The organism is Methylobacterium sp., assembly GCF_019750675.1.
Classification (GTDB): domain Bacteria; phylum Pseudomonadota; class Alphaproteobacteria; order Rhizobiales; family Beijerinckiaceae; genus Methylobacterium.
Genome location: NZ_JAIEOF010000277.1, coordinates 1 through 15311 on the forward strand (window position 1 = coordinate 1; position 15311 = coordinate 15311).

The 15311-nt window shown below is 68.3% G+C and carries 16 protein-coding genes; 11 read left to right on the forward strand and 5 right to left on the reverse strand.

Features of this window, described 5'->3' with window-relative positions; all coding sequences use genetic code 11:
• A partial coding sequence (locus K2X24_RS14260; protein WP_292499042.1) for an Ig-like domain-containing protein occupies positions 1-377 on the forward strand: 377 nt, incomplete at its 5' end.
• Between the two features lie 6 nt (positions 378-383).
• Here the strand turns inward: K2X24_RS14260 and K2X24_RS14265 are convergent.
• The 5 genes from K2X24_RS14265 to K2X24_RS14285 are packed head-to-tail and all read right to left on the reverse strand — an operon-like array spanning position 384 to position 3351.
• On the reverse strand, positions 384-755 hold the full coding sequence (locus tag K2X24_RS14265) for a DUF202 domain-containing protein (protein WP_292499043.1): 372 nt from the start codon (positions 753-755) through the stop codon (positions 384-386).
• A complete protein-coding gene (locus tag K2X24_RS14270; protein ID WP_292499044.1) occupies positions 752-1642 on the reverse strand; it encodes a LysR family transcriptional regulator in 891 nt (296 codons plus the stop codon). Before K2X24_RS14270 ends, K2X24_RS14265 begins: the two co-directional genes overlap by 4 nt.
• Entirely contained in the window at positions 1639-2448 is an 810-nt protein-coding gene (locus K2X24_RS14275) for an anti-sigma factor (RefSeq protein ID WP_292499045.1), read from the reverse strand. The genes K2X24_RS14270 and K2X24_RS14275 overlap by 4 nt, the downstream gene beginning before the upstream one ends.
• A complete protein-coding gene (locus tag K2X24_RS14280) occupies positions 2445-2954 on the reverse strand; it encodes an RNA polymerase sigma factor (protein ID WP_292499046.1) in 510 nt (169 codons plus the stop codon). Before K2X24_RS14280 ends, K2X24_RS14275 begins: the two co-directional genes overlap by 4 nt.
• Positions 2955-2967: 13 nt before the next feature.
• Positions 2968-3351 (reverse strand): hypothetical protein, encoded by a 384-nt coding sequence (locus K2X24_RS14285; protein ID WP_292499047.1) that lies wholly within the window; start codon positions 3349-3351, stop codon positions 2968-2970.
• 182 nt (positions 3352-3533) lie between these two features.
• Between K2X24_RS14285 and K2X24_RS14290 the strand changes: the two genes are divergently transcribed.
• From K2X24_RS14290 to K2X24_RS14335, 10 genes are all read left to right on the forward strand, one after another.
• Complete coding sequence (locus K2X24_RS14290; protein WP_292499048.1) at positions 3534-3989, forward strand: DUF305 domain-containing protein; 456 nt, start codon at positions 3534-3536, stop codon at positions 3987-3989.
• A complete protein-coding gene (locus K2X24_RS14295; RefSeq protein ID WP_292499049.1) occupies positions 3986-5422 on the forward strand; it encodes a YncE family protein in 1437 nt (478 codons plus the stop codon). The genes K2X24_RS14290 and K2X24_RS14295 overlap by 4 nt, the downstream gene beginning before the upstream one ends.
• Before the next feature lie 565 nt (positions 5423-5987).
• Positions 5988-7904 carry an AAA family ATPase gene (locus tag K2X24_RS14300; protein ID WP_292499050.1) on the forward strand — a complete coding sequence of 639 codons (1917 nt, stop codon included), beginning with the start codon at positions 5988-5990 and terminating at the stop codon, positions 7902-7904.
• 391 nt (positions 7905-8295) lie between these two features.
• Positions 8296-11031 carry a DNA gyrase subunit A gene (gyrA, locus tag K2X24_RS14305; RefSeq protein WP_292499051.1) on the forward strand — a complete coding sequence of 912 codons (2736 nt, stop codon included), beginning with the start codon at positions 8296-8298 and terminating at the stop codon, positions 11029-11031.
• A 199-nt stretch (positions 11032-11230) separates the two neighbouring features.
• Positions 11231-12070 (forward strand): outer membrane protein, encoded by an 840-nt coding sequence (locus tag K2X24_RS14310; protein ID WP_292499052.1) that lies wholly within the window; start codon positions 11231-11233, stop codon positions 12068-12070.
• 125 nt (positions 12071-12195) lie between these two features.
• Positions 12196-12696, forward strand: coding sequence for a pantetheine-phosphate adenylyltransferase (coaD, locus tag K2X24_RS14315; protein WP_292499053.1), 501 nt, complete (start codon positions 12196-12198; stop codon positions 12694-12696).
• Positions 12697-12731: 35 nt separating this feature from the next.
• Complete coding sequence (locus K2X24_RS14320) at positions 12732-13316, forward strand: peptidylprolyl isomerase (protein WP_238281885.1); 585 nt, start codon at positions 12732-12734, stop codon at positions 13314-13316.
• Between the two features lie 61 nt (positions 13317-13377).
• A complete protein-coding gene (locus K2X24_RS14325) occupies positions 13378-13824 on the forward strand; it encodes a hypothetical protein (RefSeq protein WP_292499075.1) in 447 nt (148 codons plus the stop codon).
• 4 nt (positions 13825-13828) lie between these two features.
• Positions 13829-14287, forward strand: a complete 459-nt coding sequence (locus K2X24_RS14330; protein ID WP_292499054.1) for a peptidylprolyl isomerase — start codon at positions 13829-13831, stop codon at positions 14285-14287.
• Between the two features lie 117 nt (positions 14288-14404).
• The gene (locus K2X24_RS14335; RefSeq protein WP_292499055.1) at positions 14405-15307 is read left to right on the forward strand and encodes an EamA family transporter; all 903 of its coding nucleotides are present in this window, start codon (positions 14405-14407) and stop codon (positions 15305-15307) included.
• The last annotated feature ends 4 nt before the right edge of the window (positions 15308-15311 follow it).

The window sequence follows — 15311 nt, forward strand, 5'->3', positions numbered from 1 at the left end:
CGGCCCACGGCATCACCATCGAGGCGATGCCGTTGAACAGCGCGATCTGCGAGCCCGCCCGCGGCGCGGCGTTGAAGCCCGGCCGGCACGCGATCCGCGGCTACGCCATCGCCAGCGACCGCGCGGTCGCCCGCGTCGACGTCTCGACGGATGGCGGCCGCAGCTGGGCGCAGGCCCGGATCGACCGCGATGCGGACGCGCCCTACGCCTGGACGTTCTGGGAGATCGAGCGCGAGCTGACCGCTGGCGAGCACGAACTCGCGGTGCGGGCCTGGGATTCCGCCGGCCAGACCCAGCCGGCAGCCCCCGACGACACCTGGAACTACAAGGGCTACCTCAGCGCCGCCTGGCACCGGGTGCGGGTGAGCGTCGCCTGATGACCCTCACGCCCAGAGCAGGGCGGTGGCCGCGAGACCCGAGATCGCGATCAGCAGGGCCCCGATCCCGACGGTGAGGAGGCGCGGCATCATCGGGATTTCGGCATGGGCCAGTCGCGCCCGGATCGCACGGTCCCGCCACACGGCGCCGGCGAATGAGGCGAGCGCGCAGGCGATCAGCGTCAGCGACAGCACCTTCAGCGGCCAGACCGCCAGCACCTCCCGCAGGAGGCGCTGCGCGGCGAGGCCGACGCCGAGGAAGGCGAGCCCGGTGCGAAGCCACGCCACGAAGGTGCGCTCGGCCGCCAGCACGGTCCGGTCCTCGGCGAGCCTTACCCGGGGGTCGTCGGGGGGCACGGGTTTCGCGGGCTCGCTCATCCGGCATTCGCTGCCGCGATCAGGTCGAGAAGTGCATCGGCGGCCCGGCTGCGGTAGCGCTCCTTGTGGCGCAGCACCCGGAACGGCCGGCTCGGTAAGTCGAACGCCGCCCGCACCAGGGTCCCGGCCCGAAGTGCTGCGGCGACCACGGTCTCGGACAGTACGGCGGCCCCGCCCCCGGCCTCGACGGCAGCGCGGACCGCCTCGTTCGAGGGCAGTTCGAGCGTGACCCGAAGCTGGGCGGCTGCGAGGCCGGCCGCACCCAGGGCCGCCTCGAAGGCCGAGCGGGTTCCCGATCCAGCCTCGCGCAGCACCCAATCGACCCCGGCGAGGTTTTCGGGTTCGAGGTCGGTCGCCCCGGCGAAGGCATGGCCAGGGGCGACCACGAGGACCAGTTGGTCCTGCGCGATGGTCGTACTCGCGAGCGTCGGGTCGTCCAGCGCCCCCTCGACAAAGCCGAGTTCGGCCTGCCCCGCGCGCACCGCGTCGGCGGCGTCGGTGGTGTTGCCCACCGCCAACCGGATGGCGATCTCAGGGTAGGCCCGGCGGAAGGCGACGAGGTGGCGCGGCAGCCAGTCGCTGGCGATGGTCTGGCTGGCATAGAGGGCCAGCGTCCCGCGTCGCATGCCACTGAGGTCGGCGAGCACCAGTTCGGCAGCCTCGGCACGGGCGAGCACGGCGCGGGCCTCGACGAGGAACACGCGTCCCGCCTCGGTCAGCTCTATCCCGCGGCCGACCCGGTGGAACAGCTTCGTCGCGTTTCGTCCCTCGATATTGGCGATCGCCGTGCTGACCGCCGACTGGACGAGGTTGAGCGCCTCGGCGGCCCGCGTCACGTGCTGCCGCTCGGCCACCGCCACGAAGATGCGGAGTTGGTCGAGGGTCATGGTTGCCGCGGTGGAACCGGCAATCCACGGATCTGCGCATCAACCGCCTGCGCGACGGTCAACAGCCGCGCCTCGTCGGTGCGACCCGTGACGACGTAGGACATGCCGCCATCGACCCAGGAGAAGGCAGCCACATCGCCCTCGCGGGCGAAGCGGAACACCGTGCGGCCATCCGCATCGCCCACGCGGCTGTAGAGCGTCAGCCGGGTGCCGTGATCGTCATCGTACATCAGCATCGCGGCGGCTTCGGAACCCGCCGGCAGCAGCCGGCCGCCCATCAGGCGGAAGCCGTAGGCCGTGAGGTCGGGGGTGGTCACCGCCCGGCCGAGGCGCTTCGAGAGCCACGTCACGAGGTGTGGCTTCTCGTCGGCGCGCACCTCCACCGGATGCAGCGCCTCGACCACGTAGGTGCGGAAGGCCGCCACCGCGTCGTCGGTCGCCGGCTCGGTTCGCGCGAGCGTGACCGTGGGTACCTGCCGCGCGGCATGGCCGAACCAGCCGGCGGCACCGCCGACCGCGAGGCAGAGCACGGCAGCCGCCGCGACCGGAAGCCAGCGCCCAGTTATCGGGCGATGTCGCGAGCGGATATTGGCCACCCGGAGCCGCGCCGGGATCGCCTCCTCGGCGATCGGCGCGAGGCGGGCACGCAAGCGCTCACGCAGGGCGCGATCCGCCGAGACCTCGGCCGCCCGCGCGGGGTTTCCCCTGAGCCATGCCTCGACCAGCGCCTGCCGCTCCGGTTCAAGATGACCGTCGATCAGGCCGTGCAGGTCGTCCTCGCCGACCGGGCGCGGATCCCCGCTCATTTCACCCTCCTCAACAAGCCGGTTCGGCCCGTTTCCAGAAAACTTCGCATCCGCTCCCGGGCTCGGCTTAACCGCGACATCACCGTGCCCAGCGGTACTCCGAGCACCTGCGCCGCTTCCGCATAAGACAGATCCTCGACCGCGACGAGCAGTAGCACTGAGCGCTGCTCCTCGGGCAGGGCGTCGAGTCCGGTGAGCACGTCGCGTGCCCCCATAACGGCCTCGGGGTCGGCACCCGGATCGGGCACCTGCTCCAAAGCCTCAGCGCCGACATCGATGCCGCGCCGGCCCCGGCGTCGAACAGTGCCGAGGAACAGGTTGCGCTCGATCGTGAACAGCCAGGCTCGCAGGTCGCCATCGCGGCGACGTCCAGACCAGGCGGATAACGCCCGCTCGAGGGTGTCCTGGACGAGGTCATCCGCCGCCTCGCGGTCCCGCAACAGCGCGACGGCGTAGCGCCGCAACGCTGGGATCTGCGGTTCGATGAGGGCGGCGATCTCGTCCACGAGGCTTTACCGATTAGGGCTTGGCGATGTGCCATGCACCGTTGAGGAATCCGTCGCCGGTGATGTCGCCGGGCTTCGTATCCTTGGCGAAGGTGTAGAGCGGCTTGCCCTTATAGGCCCACTGCATCGTGCCGTCGTCCCGCGTCACCATCGTCCAGTCGCCACTAGCAGCCGAGCCGGAGGCGGCCATCAGTGCCGGCCAGTTGGCGGCGCAGGGGCCGTTGCACATCGACTTGCCGCCCATGTCCTTGTCGAAGGTGTAGAGGGTCATGCTCTTGGCATCGACGAGCGCCGGCCCCTTGGCAGTCTCGGCCGTCATCGCAGGCGCAGCGGCCTGGGCGGCGACGGCGGAGAAGGCGAAGGCCGCAAAGGCGGCGCGGATCAGCATGGTGCGCATGAGTGAGGTCTCCGGCGGTCGACCATGACCGCATTGGGAGAGATGCCGAACGGGCGCGTCTATTCCACTGACATTTGGAAAAGATCGATCACATCGGCAGGGCCGCCAATTCGTCCCCGGCCAGGGAATAAAATCGTTTCCCCGGCATCTCTCCCCTCGACAACGAACAGGGAGGACGGCTCATGCGCGGAGCATTGGGATTTGCGCTCACGGCCGCCGTGATGGCCGGCGGCCTCGTCGGCGGCCGGATGATGATGCCCCCGACGCTGGCCGCTGCCGAGCCGCCGGCCGTCGTCTCCGCGTCCTTCGACGCGATGATGGCGCAGTCGATGACGCGAATGCATGCCGACATGATGGTCCCGCCCTCGGGCGATCCGGACCGCGACTTCGCCGCGATGATGATCCCGCACCACGAGGGCGCGATCGCGATGGCCCAGGCGGAGCTGCTCTACGGCAAGGATCCGGTCCTGCGCCGCCTCGCGCAGGGGATCATCGTCGAACAGGGCCAGGAAATCGCGGTGATGCGCCGGGCGCTCGCCGATCTCCCTCCCGCGCCGGATTCGTCCGCCGCAGCCACCCACCTTCACCACCATGGCACGGCCCCTGCCGCCGAGATGCCTTCGGAGAACCGCCGATGAAGACCGCCCTGACCGTCCTCGCCCTCGCGTTGCTCTCCGGCTCGGCTCTCGCCGGGCAGGTTCCGGGCCCCGCGTCAGCACCCAATGTGCCGATCAGCGGCAAGGATCGGTTCTACACCTCGGATCAGTTCTCCAACACGGTCTCGGTGGTCGATCCCGCCGCCAACACCATGCTTGGGGTGATTCGGCTCGGCGACCCGACGCCGATGAACCTGAGCCCGCTCTATCGCGGGCAGCTCCTCGTCCACGGCATGGGCTTCTCGCCCGACCACAGAACGCTGCTCGCGGTCTCGATCGGCTCGAACTCCGTAAGCTTCATCGACACGGCGACCAACACGGTCCGCCACACCGCCTATGTCGGCCGCGCGCCGCACGAGTCCTTCTTCACGCCGGACGGCCGGGAGGTCTGGGTGAGCGTGCGCGGCGAGGACTACATCGCCGTGCTCGATGCCGCGACCGCCAAGGAGACGCGCCGGATCACCGTGCCGAACGGGCCCGGCATGACGATCTTCTCGCCGGACGGCGCCTACGGCTATGTCTGCTCCAGCTTCAGCCCCGAGACGGTAGTGATCGACACGAAGACCCACACCATCGTCGGGCGCGTGAAGCAGGAGAGCCCGTTCTGCCCCGACATCGCCGCGACACCGGACGGCAAGCAGGTGTGGTTGACCCTCAAGGATGTCGGCCGGACCCAGGTGTTCTCTGCGACGCCGCCCTTCGCGCCGCTGAAGACCATCGAGACCGGGCCGATCACCAACCACGTCAACATCGTCTCGACCAAGGCCGGCCAGTTCGCCTACGTGACGATCGGCGGCCTGAACCAGGTCAAGGTGTTCCGCACCGACGACTTCACCCAGGTTGCCACCATCCCGACCGGCGCCCTGCCGCACGGGCTCTGGCCCTCGGGCGACGGCAGCCGCGTCTATGTTGGCCTGGAGAACGCCGACAAGGCGGCGGTGATCGACACCGCATCGAACACGGTGATCGCCGAGGTGCCGATCGGCCAGGGACCGCAGGGCGTGGCCTACGTCCCGAACGCCGTGCCGGAGGGGGACGGAAAGCAGAACCTCCAGCCGCTGGGCGCCGCCGGCAAGACCAGCGCGCTGACGCTCGCGGGCACCGATGGCAAGCCGGCGACGCAGGTGACCCTGTTCGACCAGGGCGTGTTGCAGACGCTGCAGGCCGCGGTCACGGGACTACCCGCGAAGATGCCGTTCGTGCTGGCGCTGGCCGCCGATCCGAAGGGGGCCGCCGGCCTGGAGCCGCTCGCCGCCTTCATGACCAACCCGGCCGGCGCGGCCATCGTCAACGCGATCGGCCCGATCCGCCAGATCACCCGCACGGATGCCGGCGCGAGCCGGCGCTACCTCGTGGTGGTCTCAGGCAGGCCCGGTGAACTCGGCGGCGTCGTCCAGATGCAGACTGTGGATTGAACGGGCGGCCTCACGAGCGCAGGAAGCAGGAATCCGAGAGCATACGTTCGCAGCACGCGTCCGGCTGCGATGTCTGCTTTCAAGGCCGCCATTGGATTGCTTCTATGACCGAGTAGGGTCGGAGGCAGAACGGCCGCTTCAGGGGGGAAGAACTCGGCTTCGCTCCCCACGCTTTGCGGACCGCTCGCTCGGTACCAGGCGTCAAACCGTTACGGCTGGATGCGAAGCTGCCTTTGTACAGTCCAGTGAAATCCTCACGCTGGGTGAGGTCATGCGCCTAATTTCGGCATGCTGCCTCCCTCTGTGAGTCGGTCGATAGGATATGTTTCGAAACGAGGTCCCTGGACCGATCTCGACGTTCTTGGCTATTTCCGTCCCTCGGTGAGATCGGAACGAGACCGTCCCTCGGAGCCGACTTGCGATCCGAAGACCACCGCGCGCAGTGGAGGTGAAGGGGGCGCGCAGCGCCGCTTGCGCTTGCCCCTTCGCCGGAACGAGCACGGTGGTATCCTGGCGCGGGTGGATCAGGGGCTTTTTCCAGAACCCGCCGGGAGGACGTACTCGGATGTCGTCGGTCCACGAACGGACGGCCATCGTCCGCCATCTCGCCGAAGACCCTGCCTTCGTCGGCATCGGCTACGCGACCGCCGGTAGGCTCTCGACCTTACTCGGCGACGATCTCGCCCGCGCGCTTGCGGAAGGCGATCTCGCTGCCCTTACCCCGATCCTGGGCGCCGAACGATCCGAAACTCTCGTTGCGGCATGGCGCGACCGGCAGGGGGAGGGCGATGTCGTCGTCTGGCTCGCCGAGAACGGCTTCGAGGGTCGGCTCGCCCGGAAGGTGGTCGGTCTGTGGGGCGCCGAGGCGGCATCGCGCCTCCGGGCCGATCCGTGGCTGATGATGGCGCTCGCGGACTTCGAGCCGGTCGACGCCGCCGCCCGACGCCTCGGCCTGCCTCTCGATGCGGATGAACGAAGAATCGCCGCCGTCGAGGCGGTCCTGTACCGGCGCCTGGACGAGCACCACACCTGGACGGAGAGGGGCGAGGTCGAGCGGCGAGCGGGACGGCTGCTGCGCTGCCGACCTGCCGAAGCGGCGGAAGCGGTGTCGAAGGCTGTCGCCATGAGGGCCGCCGTCCCTCTCGGCACCGGTCTGCAGCCTGCCGGTGCCGCCATGATGGAGGCGTTCGTCGCAGATGCCCTGGCGGGATTGCTTGCCGAGCGTCGCAGCGAAGACCTGATCGCGCGCGAGGTCGGCGCAGAGGAAATCGATGCATGGCTCGACGATGCTTCAGGAACCATCGGGGTCGATCTCGGCATCGAACAGCGGACGGCGGTCCGGATGGCGCTCAGCAGCCGGTTCGGACTGTTGACCGGCGGAGCCGGTGTCGGGAAGACCACGGTCTTGAAGGCTATCGTCGACGCCTCGGAGCACTTCGGCCGCGCCGTCCACCAGATGGCGCTCGCCGGTCGTGCGGCTGTCCGGATGACCGAGGCCACCGGCCGGAAGGCATGGACGATCGCTGCGTTCCTGAAGAGCGTGGAGGCCAGGCAGATCGTCGTCGGCCCGGAGGCTCTGCTTGTCGTGGACGAGAGCTCGATGCTCGATCTGCCGACCCTCTATCGAATTCTGAGGGCGATGCCGGCGAGCGGTCGTCTCCTTCTGGTCGGCGACCCGGCGCAGCTTCCACCGATCGGGTTCGGTCTGACGCTTCACGCGCTCGAACGGATTCCCGCGATCCCGAAGGTCGAACTGCGGACGATCCGGCGCCAGTCGACGACCTCCGGGATCCCGGTCGTAGCTGCAGCCATCCGAGACGGCAGGCTTCCAGGGCTCGAACCGTTCGATCGCGAGACCGGCGGCGTGTCCATTCTGGATTGCGGACCCAATGAGATCGCGAGCCAGCTCGTCGATGTCGTCGCCGAACTCGGCGGAATCGGACCGGTGCGCATCCTCTCCGCTCTGAAAGCCGGAGCGAGCGGCACCGCCGCCATGAATGCCTGCTTCCATCGCATCGTGTCTCTCGGAGGCACCGCAGGACCATCTCGCTTCGTCGCCGGCGAGCCGGTGGTCTTTCTGCGCAACGACTACCGGCGGGATCTCCGCAACGGCAGCCTGGGCGAGGTGGTCTCTGTCGAGACGGACGGCGCCGTGATCACCTTATTCGACGGGTCCGAGCATCGCCTGACTGGTCGAGATCTCGACGATCTGGACCACGCCTATGCGATCACCGTGCACAAGGCTCAGGGCTCTGCCTTCCGCACCGTCGTAATCCCGATCGTCGCGTCGAGGCTCCTGGATCGATCATTGATCTACACGGCCCTGACGCGAGGGATCGACCGTGTCGTTTTCGTCGGCAGCCGGGACGTTCTGCGTTTGTCTGTGGAAAAGTCGCCGAATTCAGCCTTCCGGCAGACCGGCCTGATCGAGGCGATCGACGAGCATTTGGGGGGAGAGAACCAATCCAGTGAGCTCGTATGAACCCGCGCAATTGATTCAGAAAGCGCATTCAATGACTAACACACACAGTGCGCACACACAGTCGGGTTTTAGTTTTTAGGGATCGGCGCGGTCTCGCGGGCGATATCGGGCGCGGCTCCATCGGGGTCGCGCCCGTTCGCTTTCGTGACCCCTTCGCGCCGGTTCGCCGAGCCGCGCCGGACGGGCCAGGGGCACCGGCGGGCAAGTCCTTGGTTGCCAGGGGGTTAAGGGTCCTTTCCTGGCCCGGACCGAACGGATGTGCTATGGGTTTGCGCAGGTTCCTGCGCGGCTCTGTGCCCCTGCCGGAGACGCGCGCAACAATCCCGTGAGCGGGGGCGGCTGACGGCCGCCGCCGGTGCTCCGGGCCTCGTATCAGCAGAGACCGAAGACCTTGGCAGAGAACGACATTCCGGGCGCCGGCACGCCTTCGCCCGCCTCCGACATCAAGCCCGTGTCGATCACCGACGAGATGAAGCGCTCCTACCTCGATTACGCCATGAGCGTGATCGTGAGCCGGGCGCTGCCCGATGCGCGCGACGGCCTCAAGCCCGTGCACCGGCGCATCCTCTACTCGGCTTACGAGAGCGGGCACCTGCCCGAGCGCAAATACGTCAAGTCGGCCCGCATCGTCGGCGACGTGATCGGTCTCTACCACCCGCACGGCGACCAATCGATCTACGACGCCTTGGTCCGCATGGCGCAGGACTTCTCGATGCGCCTGATGCTCATCGACGGGCAGGGCAATTTCGGCTCGGTCGACGGCGATCCGCCGGCCGCCATGCGCTACACCGAGTCGCGCCTGGCCAAGCCCGCCAACGCGCTGCTGGCCGACATCGACAAGAACACCGTCGACTTCCAGCCGAACTACGACGAGTCGCGCGAGGAGCCGACCGTCCTGCCCGCCCGCTTCCCCAACCTGCTGGTCAACGGCGCCGGTGGCATCGCGGTCGGCATGGCCACCAACATCCCGCCGCACAATCTCGGCGAGCTGATCGACGCCTGCGTCGCGCTCATCGACGATCCGGGCCTGTCGATCGAGCAGCTCACCGAGTTCGTGCCGGGCCCCGACTTCCCCACCGGTGGCTCCATCCTCGGCCGGGCCGGCACGCGCCAGGCCTACGCCACGGGCCGCGGCTCCGTCATCATGCGGGCGAAGTCCCATGTCGAGGAGCTGCGCAAGGAGCGCGAGGCGCTGATCTTCACCGAGATCCCGTATCAGGTGAACAAGGCGACGCTCATGGAGAAGATCGCCGAGCTGGTGAAGGAGAAGCGCGTCGAGGGCATCTCGGACCTGCGCGACGAATCCGACCGCGACGGCATGCGCATCGTCGTCGAGATCAAGCGCGACGCCATGGCGGACGTTGTGCTGAACCAGCTCTACCGCTTCACGCCGCTGCAATCGTCCTTCGGCTGCAACATGGTGGCGCTGAACGGCGGCCGGCCCGAACTGATGAACCTGAAGGACCTGCTCCAGGCCTTCATCGATTTCCGCGAAGAGGTGGTGTCGCGGCGGACCAAGTTCCTGCTGAACAAGGCCCGCGAGCGCGCCCACGTGTTGTGCGGTCTGGCCATCGCGGTCGCCAACATCGACGAGGTGATCCGGCTCATCCGGACCTCGCCCGATCCCAACACCGCCCGCGACGCCCTGATGGCCCGCAGCTGGCCGGCCCACGACATCGCCCCGCTCATCGCCCTGGTGGACGATCCGCGCCACCGGGTCTCCGACGACGGCACCTACCGCCTCTCCGAGGTGCAGGCCCGCGCCATCCTGGATCTGCGCCTGCAGCGCCTCACGGCGCTGGGCCGCGACGAGATCGGCGACGAGTTGAAGAAGCTCGCCGACGAGATCGCCGACTACCTCGACATCCTGCGCTCGCGCCTGCGCATCATGGGCATCGTCAAGGACGAGTTCGCGGAGGTGCGCGAGGCGTACGCCACCCCGCGCCGCACGGTGATCCTCGACTGGGATTCGAACGTCGAGGACGAGGACCTGATCCAGCGCGAAGACATGGTCGTCACCGTGTCCCACGCCGGCTACGTCAAGCGCGTGCCGCTCTCGACCTACCGGGCCCAGCGCCGGGGCGGCAAGGGCCGCTCGGGCATGTCGACCCGCGACGAGGATTTCGTCACCCGCCTGTTCGTGGCCAACACCCACACGCCGGTGCTGTTCTTCTCGAACCAGGGTCAGGTCTACAAGGAAAAGGTCTGGCGCCTTCCCATGGCGGCCCCGAATGCGCGCGGCAAGGCGCTCGTGAACATCCTGTCCATGGATGCCGGCACCGAGCGCATCACCACCATCATGCCGCTGCCCGAGGACGAGGCCTCCTGGGAGACCCTCGACGTCATGTTCGCCACCGCGAGCGGCGGCGTCCGGCGCAACAAGCTCTCGGATTTCGTGCAGGTGAACCGGGCGGGCAAGATCGCCATGAAGCTCGACGCGGGCGACCACATCGTCCACGTCGAGATCTGCCGCGCCGACCAGAACGTGCTGCTGACCACCCAGGCCGGCCAGTGCATCCGCTTCCCCGTCGAGGACGTCCGCGTCTTCAAGGGCCGCGATTCGACGGGCGTGCGCGGCATCAACCTCGCCAAGGACGACCGCGTCATCTCGATGACGATCCTCAACAGCTTCGACGCCTCGCCCGAGGAGCGCGCGGGCTACCTGAAGATGCGCCGCGCCGTGATCGGCGAGGGGGTCGAGGGCGAGGAGACGGCGAGCCCCGAGGCGGAGGAGGGGGTGGCCGAGGCCAGCGCCATCTCCCTGGAGCGCTACAACGAGATGGGCGCCAACGAGCAGTTCGTGCTCACCCTGTCCGAGCGCGGCTTCGGCAAGCGGACCTCGTCCTACGAGTACCGGACCTCGGGCCGCGGCGGCAAAGGCATCACCGCCATGCGGGTCAACGCCCGCAACGGCAACCTCGTGGCCTCGTTCCCGGTCCAGCCCTCCGACCAGATCATGCTGGTCACGGACGGCGGCCAGCTCATCCGGGTGCCGGTGGACGACATCCGCATCGTCGGCCGCGCCTCCCAGGGCGTGACGGTGTTCAACACGGAGAAGACCGAGCGCGTCGTGTCCGTCGAGCACATCGAGGGCGAGGACGAGAGCGAGGGAACCGAAGAGAGCTGAGACCTCTCGATACATCGATCATCCCCGCGCGCATCACGAAGCCGTGTCCGTGGGGATGATCAAGTCATTCAAAGCGTGTCGAAATATTTTCTCGATCTTGCGTCATTACTGAGATGTGTGACGCAGATACAATAGCGAAACACCCGCCGGCACCGTATCCCGAATGTCGAGCCGCCCCTGACATTCGTGGGATTTTCAAGTGCTGAAGCATATTCTCCTCGCCAGCGCCGCCAGCGCTCTCCTGTGCGGCGCCGCCTCGGCCGCCGATCTTCCGCGCCGCGCGGCCCCGCCGGTCTTCGTTCCGGTCCCGGTGTTCACCTGGACGGGCTTCTACCTCGGCGTGAACGCTGGCTACGCCTTCAGCGAGAACGACACGATCCGCACCACCGGCATCAATACACCCGGCGGCGCTCAGTTGCAGAACAACGTCAACAACGGCCTGCGCCAAGCCTCGGTCCGCAACGCGACCGAAGGCTTCTCCGCCGGTGGCCAGATCGGTTACAATTATCAGTTCACGCCGGGCTCCGGCTTGGTCATCGGCGTCGAGGCCGATGCTCAGTACATGGACCTGCAACGCACCACGACCCAGGTCATTTTCAACCCGGTCTTCAACCCGAACCAGCTCACCAACACCTATCGTACCGAGTTGTCGTTCCTCGGCACCGTACGTGGCCGCATCGGTTACGCCTTCGACAGGTTCCTCGTGTACGGGACCGGCGGCTTCGCCTACGGCGACGTCACCCAGCGCATCACCTTCACGACCGGCGCCCCGGTGACCTATGCGGGTGCGCGTTCCAACATCGAGACCGGCTACGTCTACGGCGGCGGCATCGAGTACGCGCTGCCCACCGACTCGTTCCTGAATTTCTTCAAGTCCAGCGCCGTGACCATCAAGGCGGAATACCTGCGCTACGATCTCGGCAACCGGAACCTTCTGGTCGGCAGCGTCGGCGGTCCGGGCGTCGGCTACAATGCACGCATCTCCACGGAGGGCAGCATCGCCCGCGCCGGCATCAACTACAAGTTCGGCACCTACTAGGATCACCCGGCGCCGGAATCCCGGCCTGGATCCTGAGAGAGGCGGGCTCCCGAAACGGGGCCCGCCTTTTTCGTTGCGGGCGGGGAGGTTCCGTTCCGGGGCGAAATGCTCTACCCCGGGCCGCGATGATCCGCACCGCCCTCTATGCCGGCTCGTTCGACCCGGTCACGAACGGACACCTCGACGTCATTCGTCAGGCCTGCCGACTCGTCTCCAACCTGGTCATCGCCATCGGCGTGCATCCCGGCAAGGCGCCGATGTTCTCGCCGGACGAGCGTGCGGAGTTGCTGCGCATTACCTGCGGGCCACTGGCGCAGGCCGAGAGCACCGAACTCACCATCGTCACCTTCGACGACCTCGCCGTGACCGCGGCCCGTCGGGTCGGCGCGTCGGTGTTCATCCGGGGTCTGCGCGACGGCACCGACCTCGATTATGAGATGCAACTCGCCGGCATGAATGGCGCCATGGCGCCGGAGGTGCAGACCGTCTTCCTGCCGGCCTCCACCGGCGTCCGGCCGATCACCGCCACCCTGGTCCGCCAGATCGCCGCGATGGGGGGCGACGTCTCGCCCTTCGTGCCTCCGGCGGTGGCCGAGCGCCTGAACCGGCGCTTCGGCAGATCCTGATCCCCTCGACCCGACTGAAGAGAGAACGCCTGCCCATGAAGTTCGGCAACACCCTCGGCCTCAATCGCCGGATCGCCCTCCTCAGCCTCGCCGCCCTGATCGGCACGGCACCCGCGGCCTTCGTGACCGGAGCCTTGGCGGCGGACGAGAACACGGTGTTCCTCGACACCAAGGACGGCCGGGTCACCATCGAGTTGCGGCCCGACCTGGCACCCAAGCACGTGGCTCAGCTCAAGACCCTCATCAAGAAGGGCTTCTACAACGGCCTGAAGTTCCATCGCGTCATGGACGGCTTCATGGCCCAGACCGGCGATCCGAAGGGCAACGGCACCGGCGGCTCGGACCTGCCGAACATTCCGGCCGAGTTCTCGCAATCCCCGTTCCGGCGCGGCACCGTCGGCATGGCCCGTTCGTCCGATCCGAACTCCGCCAATTCGCAGTTCTTCATCTGCCTCGGCGACGCGCCGTTCCTGAACGGCCAGTACACCGTGGTCGGCCTCGTCTCCTCGGGGATGGAGGCGGTCGACGCGATCAAGAAGGCGGCCCCCGGCGCGCCGGGTGGAGCGGTGCAGAATCCCGACAAGATCGTGAAGATGCAGATGGCACAGGGAGCCAAGTAGTTTGCGGGGCGTCGGCCGGCACCTCGGGGCACTCGCGGCGTTCCTCGCCGCCGGGGCTCCCGTGCGGGCGACGCCCTCGGCAGGTCCGCTGACCCTGCCGGAGACCCTGAGGGGCACCGTTCAGGTTCCCCTGAACGGGCCTCGGAACGGCATGGCCGACACTCCCAAGACGCCTGATGGCGAGAAGCCGGCCGACACCCTGCGGGCGCTCTATCCCGTGCTCGCCGCGTGCTGGCAGGTCCCCGAGGGCCTGTCCCGCTTCGAGCGCACCGAGATCACCGCGCGCTTCGCCCTGCGCCGTGACGGTTCCGTGATCGGCACGCCCCGCGTGACCTTCTCGACACAGAATTCGGATACCCGCGCCTATCGCATCCTCACCGAGGCGACCCTGGCGGCGATCCGGCGTTGCACGCCCGCCCGGATCACCCCCGCCCTCGGCGCGGCCATCGCGGGGCGCCCCATCGCGCTCCGCTTCATCTACCAAGGACCCAAGGGACAAGGAGTCTAGACCCATGGCAGAGACCGAGACCATCATCCTGGAGACCACCAAGGGCCGCGTCGTGATCGGCCTGCGCCCCGACCTCGCGCCGAACCACGTGGAGCGCCTGAAGACCCTCGCGGCCCAGGGCTTCTACGACGGCGTGCCGTTTCACCGCGTGATCGACGGCTTCATGGCCCAGACCGGCGACCCGACCGGCACCGGCTCGGGCGGCTCCGACCTGCCCGACCTCAACGCCGAGTTCAACGCCGAGCCGCACGTGCGCGGGACCTGCTCGATGGCGCGCACGAACTTCCCGCACTCGGCCAACTCGCAGTTCTTCATCTGCTTCGGCGATGCCCGCTTCCTCGACAAGCAGTACACCGTCTGGGGCAAGGTCGTGGAAGGCATGGACGTGGTCGACACCCTGAACAAGGGCGAGCCGCCGCGCACCCCCGACAAGATCGTCAAGGCGACGGTCGGCGCCGCCTGATCCGGGCCGCACAATTCGCGTTCGAGGGAAGTGTCCGTGCGAAAGTGCGGACACTTCTTTCGTTTCAGGCGCAAGCGAGGCTTGGCACGCCACCCCGAGGCTGGAAAACGGCGGGCCATGACCGGCACTCTCCCACTTCGCGACGTCCTCCTCGCCCTGGCGGTGGTGGCGGTCTGGGGCACGAACTTCGTCGTGATCCGGATCGGGCTCGACCACCTGCCGCCGTTGCTCTTCGCCGCCCTGCGCTTCGTACTCGCGGCCCTGCCGGGCGTGTTCCTGCTGCGCCGCCCGGCGGTTCCGTGGCGCAATCTCGCCGCCTACGGCCTGCTGATCGGGGCCGGACAGTTCGGCCTGCTGTTCATCGCCCTGCGCGGCCACATCGCCCCCGGCCTCGCCTCCCTGGTGATCCAGATCCAGGTCTTCTTCACCATCGGCCTCTCGGTCCGGCTCACCGGCGAGCGGGTGTCCGGCCATCAATGGGCGGCCCTCGGCCTCGCGGCGGCGGGCCTCGCCGTCATCGCCGCCCACACCGATGCCGCGACGACGCCCTTCGGACTCGGGCTGGTCGTCTGCGCCGCGATGAGCTGGGCTGGCGGCAACATGGCGGCCAAGCGCAGCGGCGCGCGGTCGATGCTGCCCTACGTGATCTGGGCGAGCCTGTTCTCGGCCCCGCCGCTCCTCGCCGCCTCGTTCCTCCTCGAAGGCTGGGACGCCATCCGCGACGGCCTCGTGCGGGCAGACCTGGCGACCTGGGGCGCGGTGGTCTGGCAGGCGGTGGGCAACACCCTGTTCGGCTACGCGATCTGGGGCTGGCTGCTCGCGCGCCACCCCGCCGCCCTGATCACCCCGATGGCGCTGCTGGTGCCGGTCTTCGGCATGGGGGCCTCGGCCCTCTGGCTCGGCGAGCCGCTGCCCGGCTGGAAGCTCGGCGCCGCGGGCCTCGTCCTCGGCGGCCTCGCCCTCGGGCTGCTCTACCCGCGCTGGCGGGCGCGCGCCGCGGTCAAGAGCGCTCCGACCTGACGCG

Excerpts from the sequence above, each read along its gene's own strand:
- K2X24_RS14285 (WP_292499047.1), bottom strand. The coding sequence starts at position 3,351 with ATGCGCACCATGCTGATCCGCGCCGCCTTTGCGGCCTTCGCCTTCTCC.
- K2X24_RS14295 (WP_292499049.1), top strand. The coding sequence starts at position 3,986 with ATGAAGACCGCCCTGACCGTCCTCGCCCTCGCGTTGCTCTCCGGCTCG.
- K2X24_RS14300 (WP_292499050.1), top strand. The coding sequence starts at position 5,988 with ATGTCGTCGGTCCACGAACGGACGGCCATCGTCCGCCATCTCGCCGAA.
- K2X24_RS14320 (WP_238281885.1), top strand. The coding sequence starts at position 12,732 with ATGAAGTTCGGCAACACCCTCGGCCTCAATCGCCGGATCGCCCTCCTC.
- K2X24_RS14335 (WP_292499055.1), top strand. The coding sequence starts at position 14,405 with ATGACCGGCACTCTCCCACTTCGCGACGTCCTCCTCGCCCTGGCGGTG.
- K2X24_RS14270 (WP_292499044.1), bottom strand. The coding sequence starts at position 1,642 with ATGACCCTCGACCAACTCCGCATCTTCGTGGCGGTGGCCGAGCGGCAG.
- K2X24_RS14290 (WP_292499048.1), top strand. The coding sequence starts at position 3,534 with ATGCGCGGAGCATTGGGATTTGCGCTCACGGCCGCCGTGATGGCCGGC.
- K2X24_RS14330 (WP_292499054.1), top strand. The coding sequence starts at position 13,829 with ATGGCAGAGACCGAGACCATCATCCTGGAGACCACCAAGGGCCGCGTC.
- coaD (WP_292499053.1), top strand. The coding sequence starts at position 12,196 with ATGATCCGCACCGCCCTCTATGCCGGCTCGTTCGACCCGGTCACGAAC.
- K2X24_RS14275 (WP_292499045.1), bottom strand. The coding sequence starts at position 2,448 with ATGAGCGGGGATCCGCGCCCGGTCGGCGAGGACGACCTGCACGGCCTG.
- K2X24_RS14265 (WP_292499043.1), bottom strand. The coding sequence starts at position 755 with ATGAGCGAGCCCGCGAAACCCGTGCCCCCCGACGACCCCCGGGTAAGG.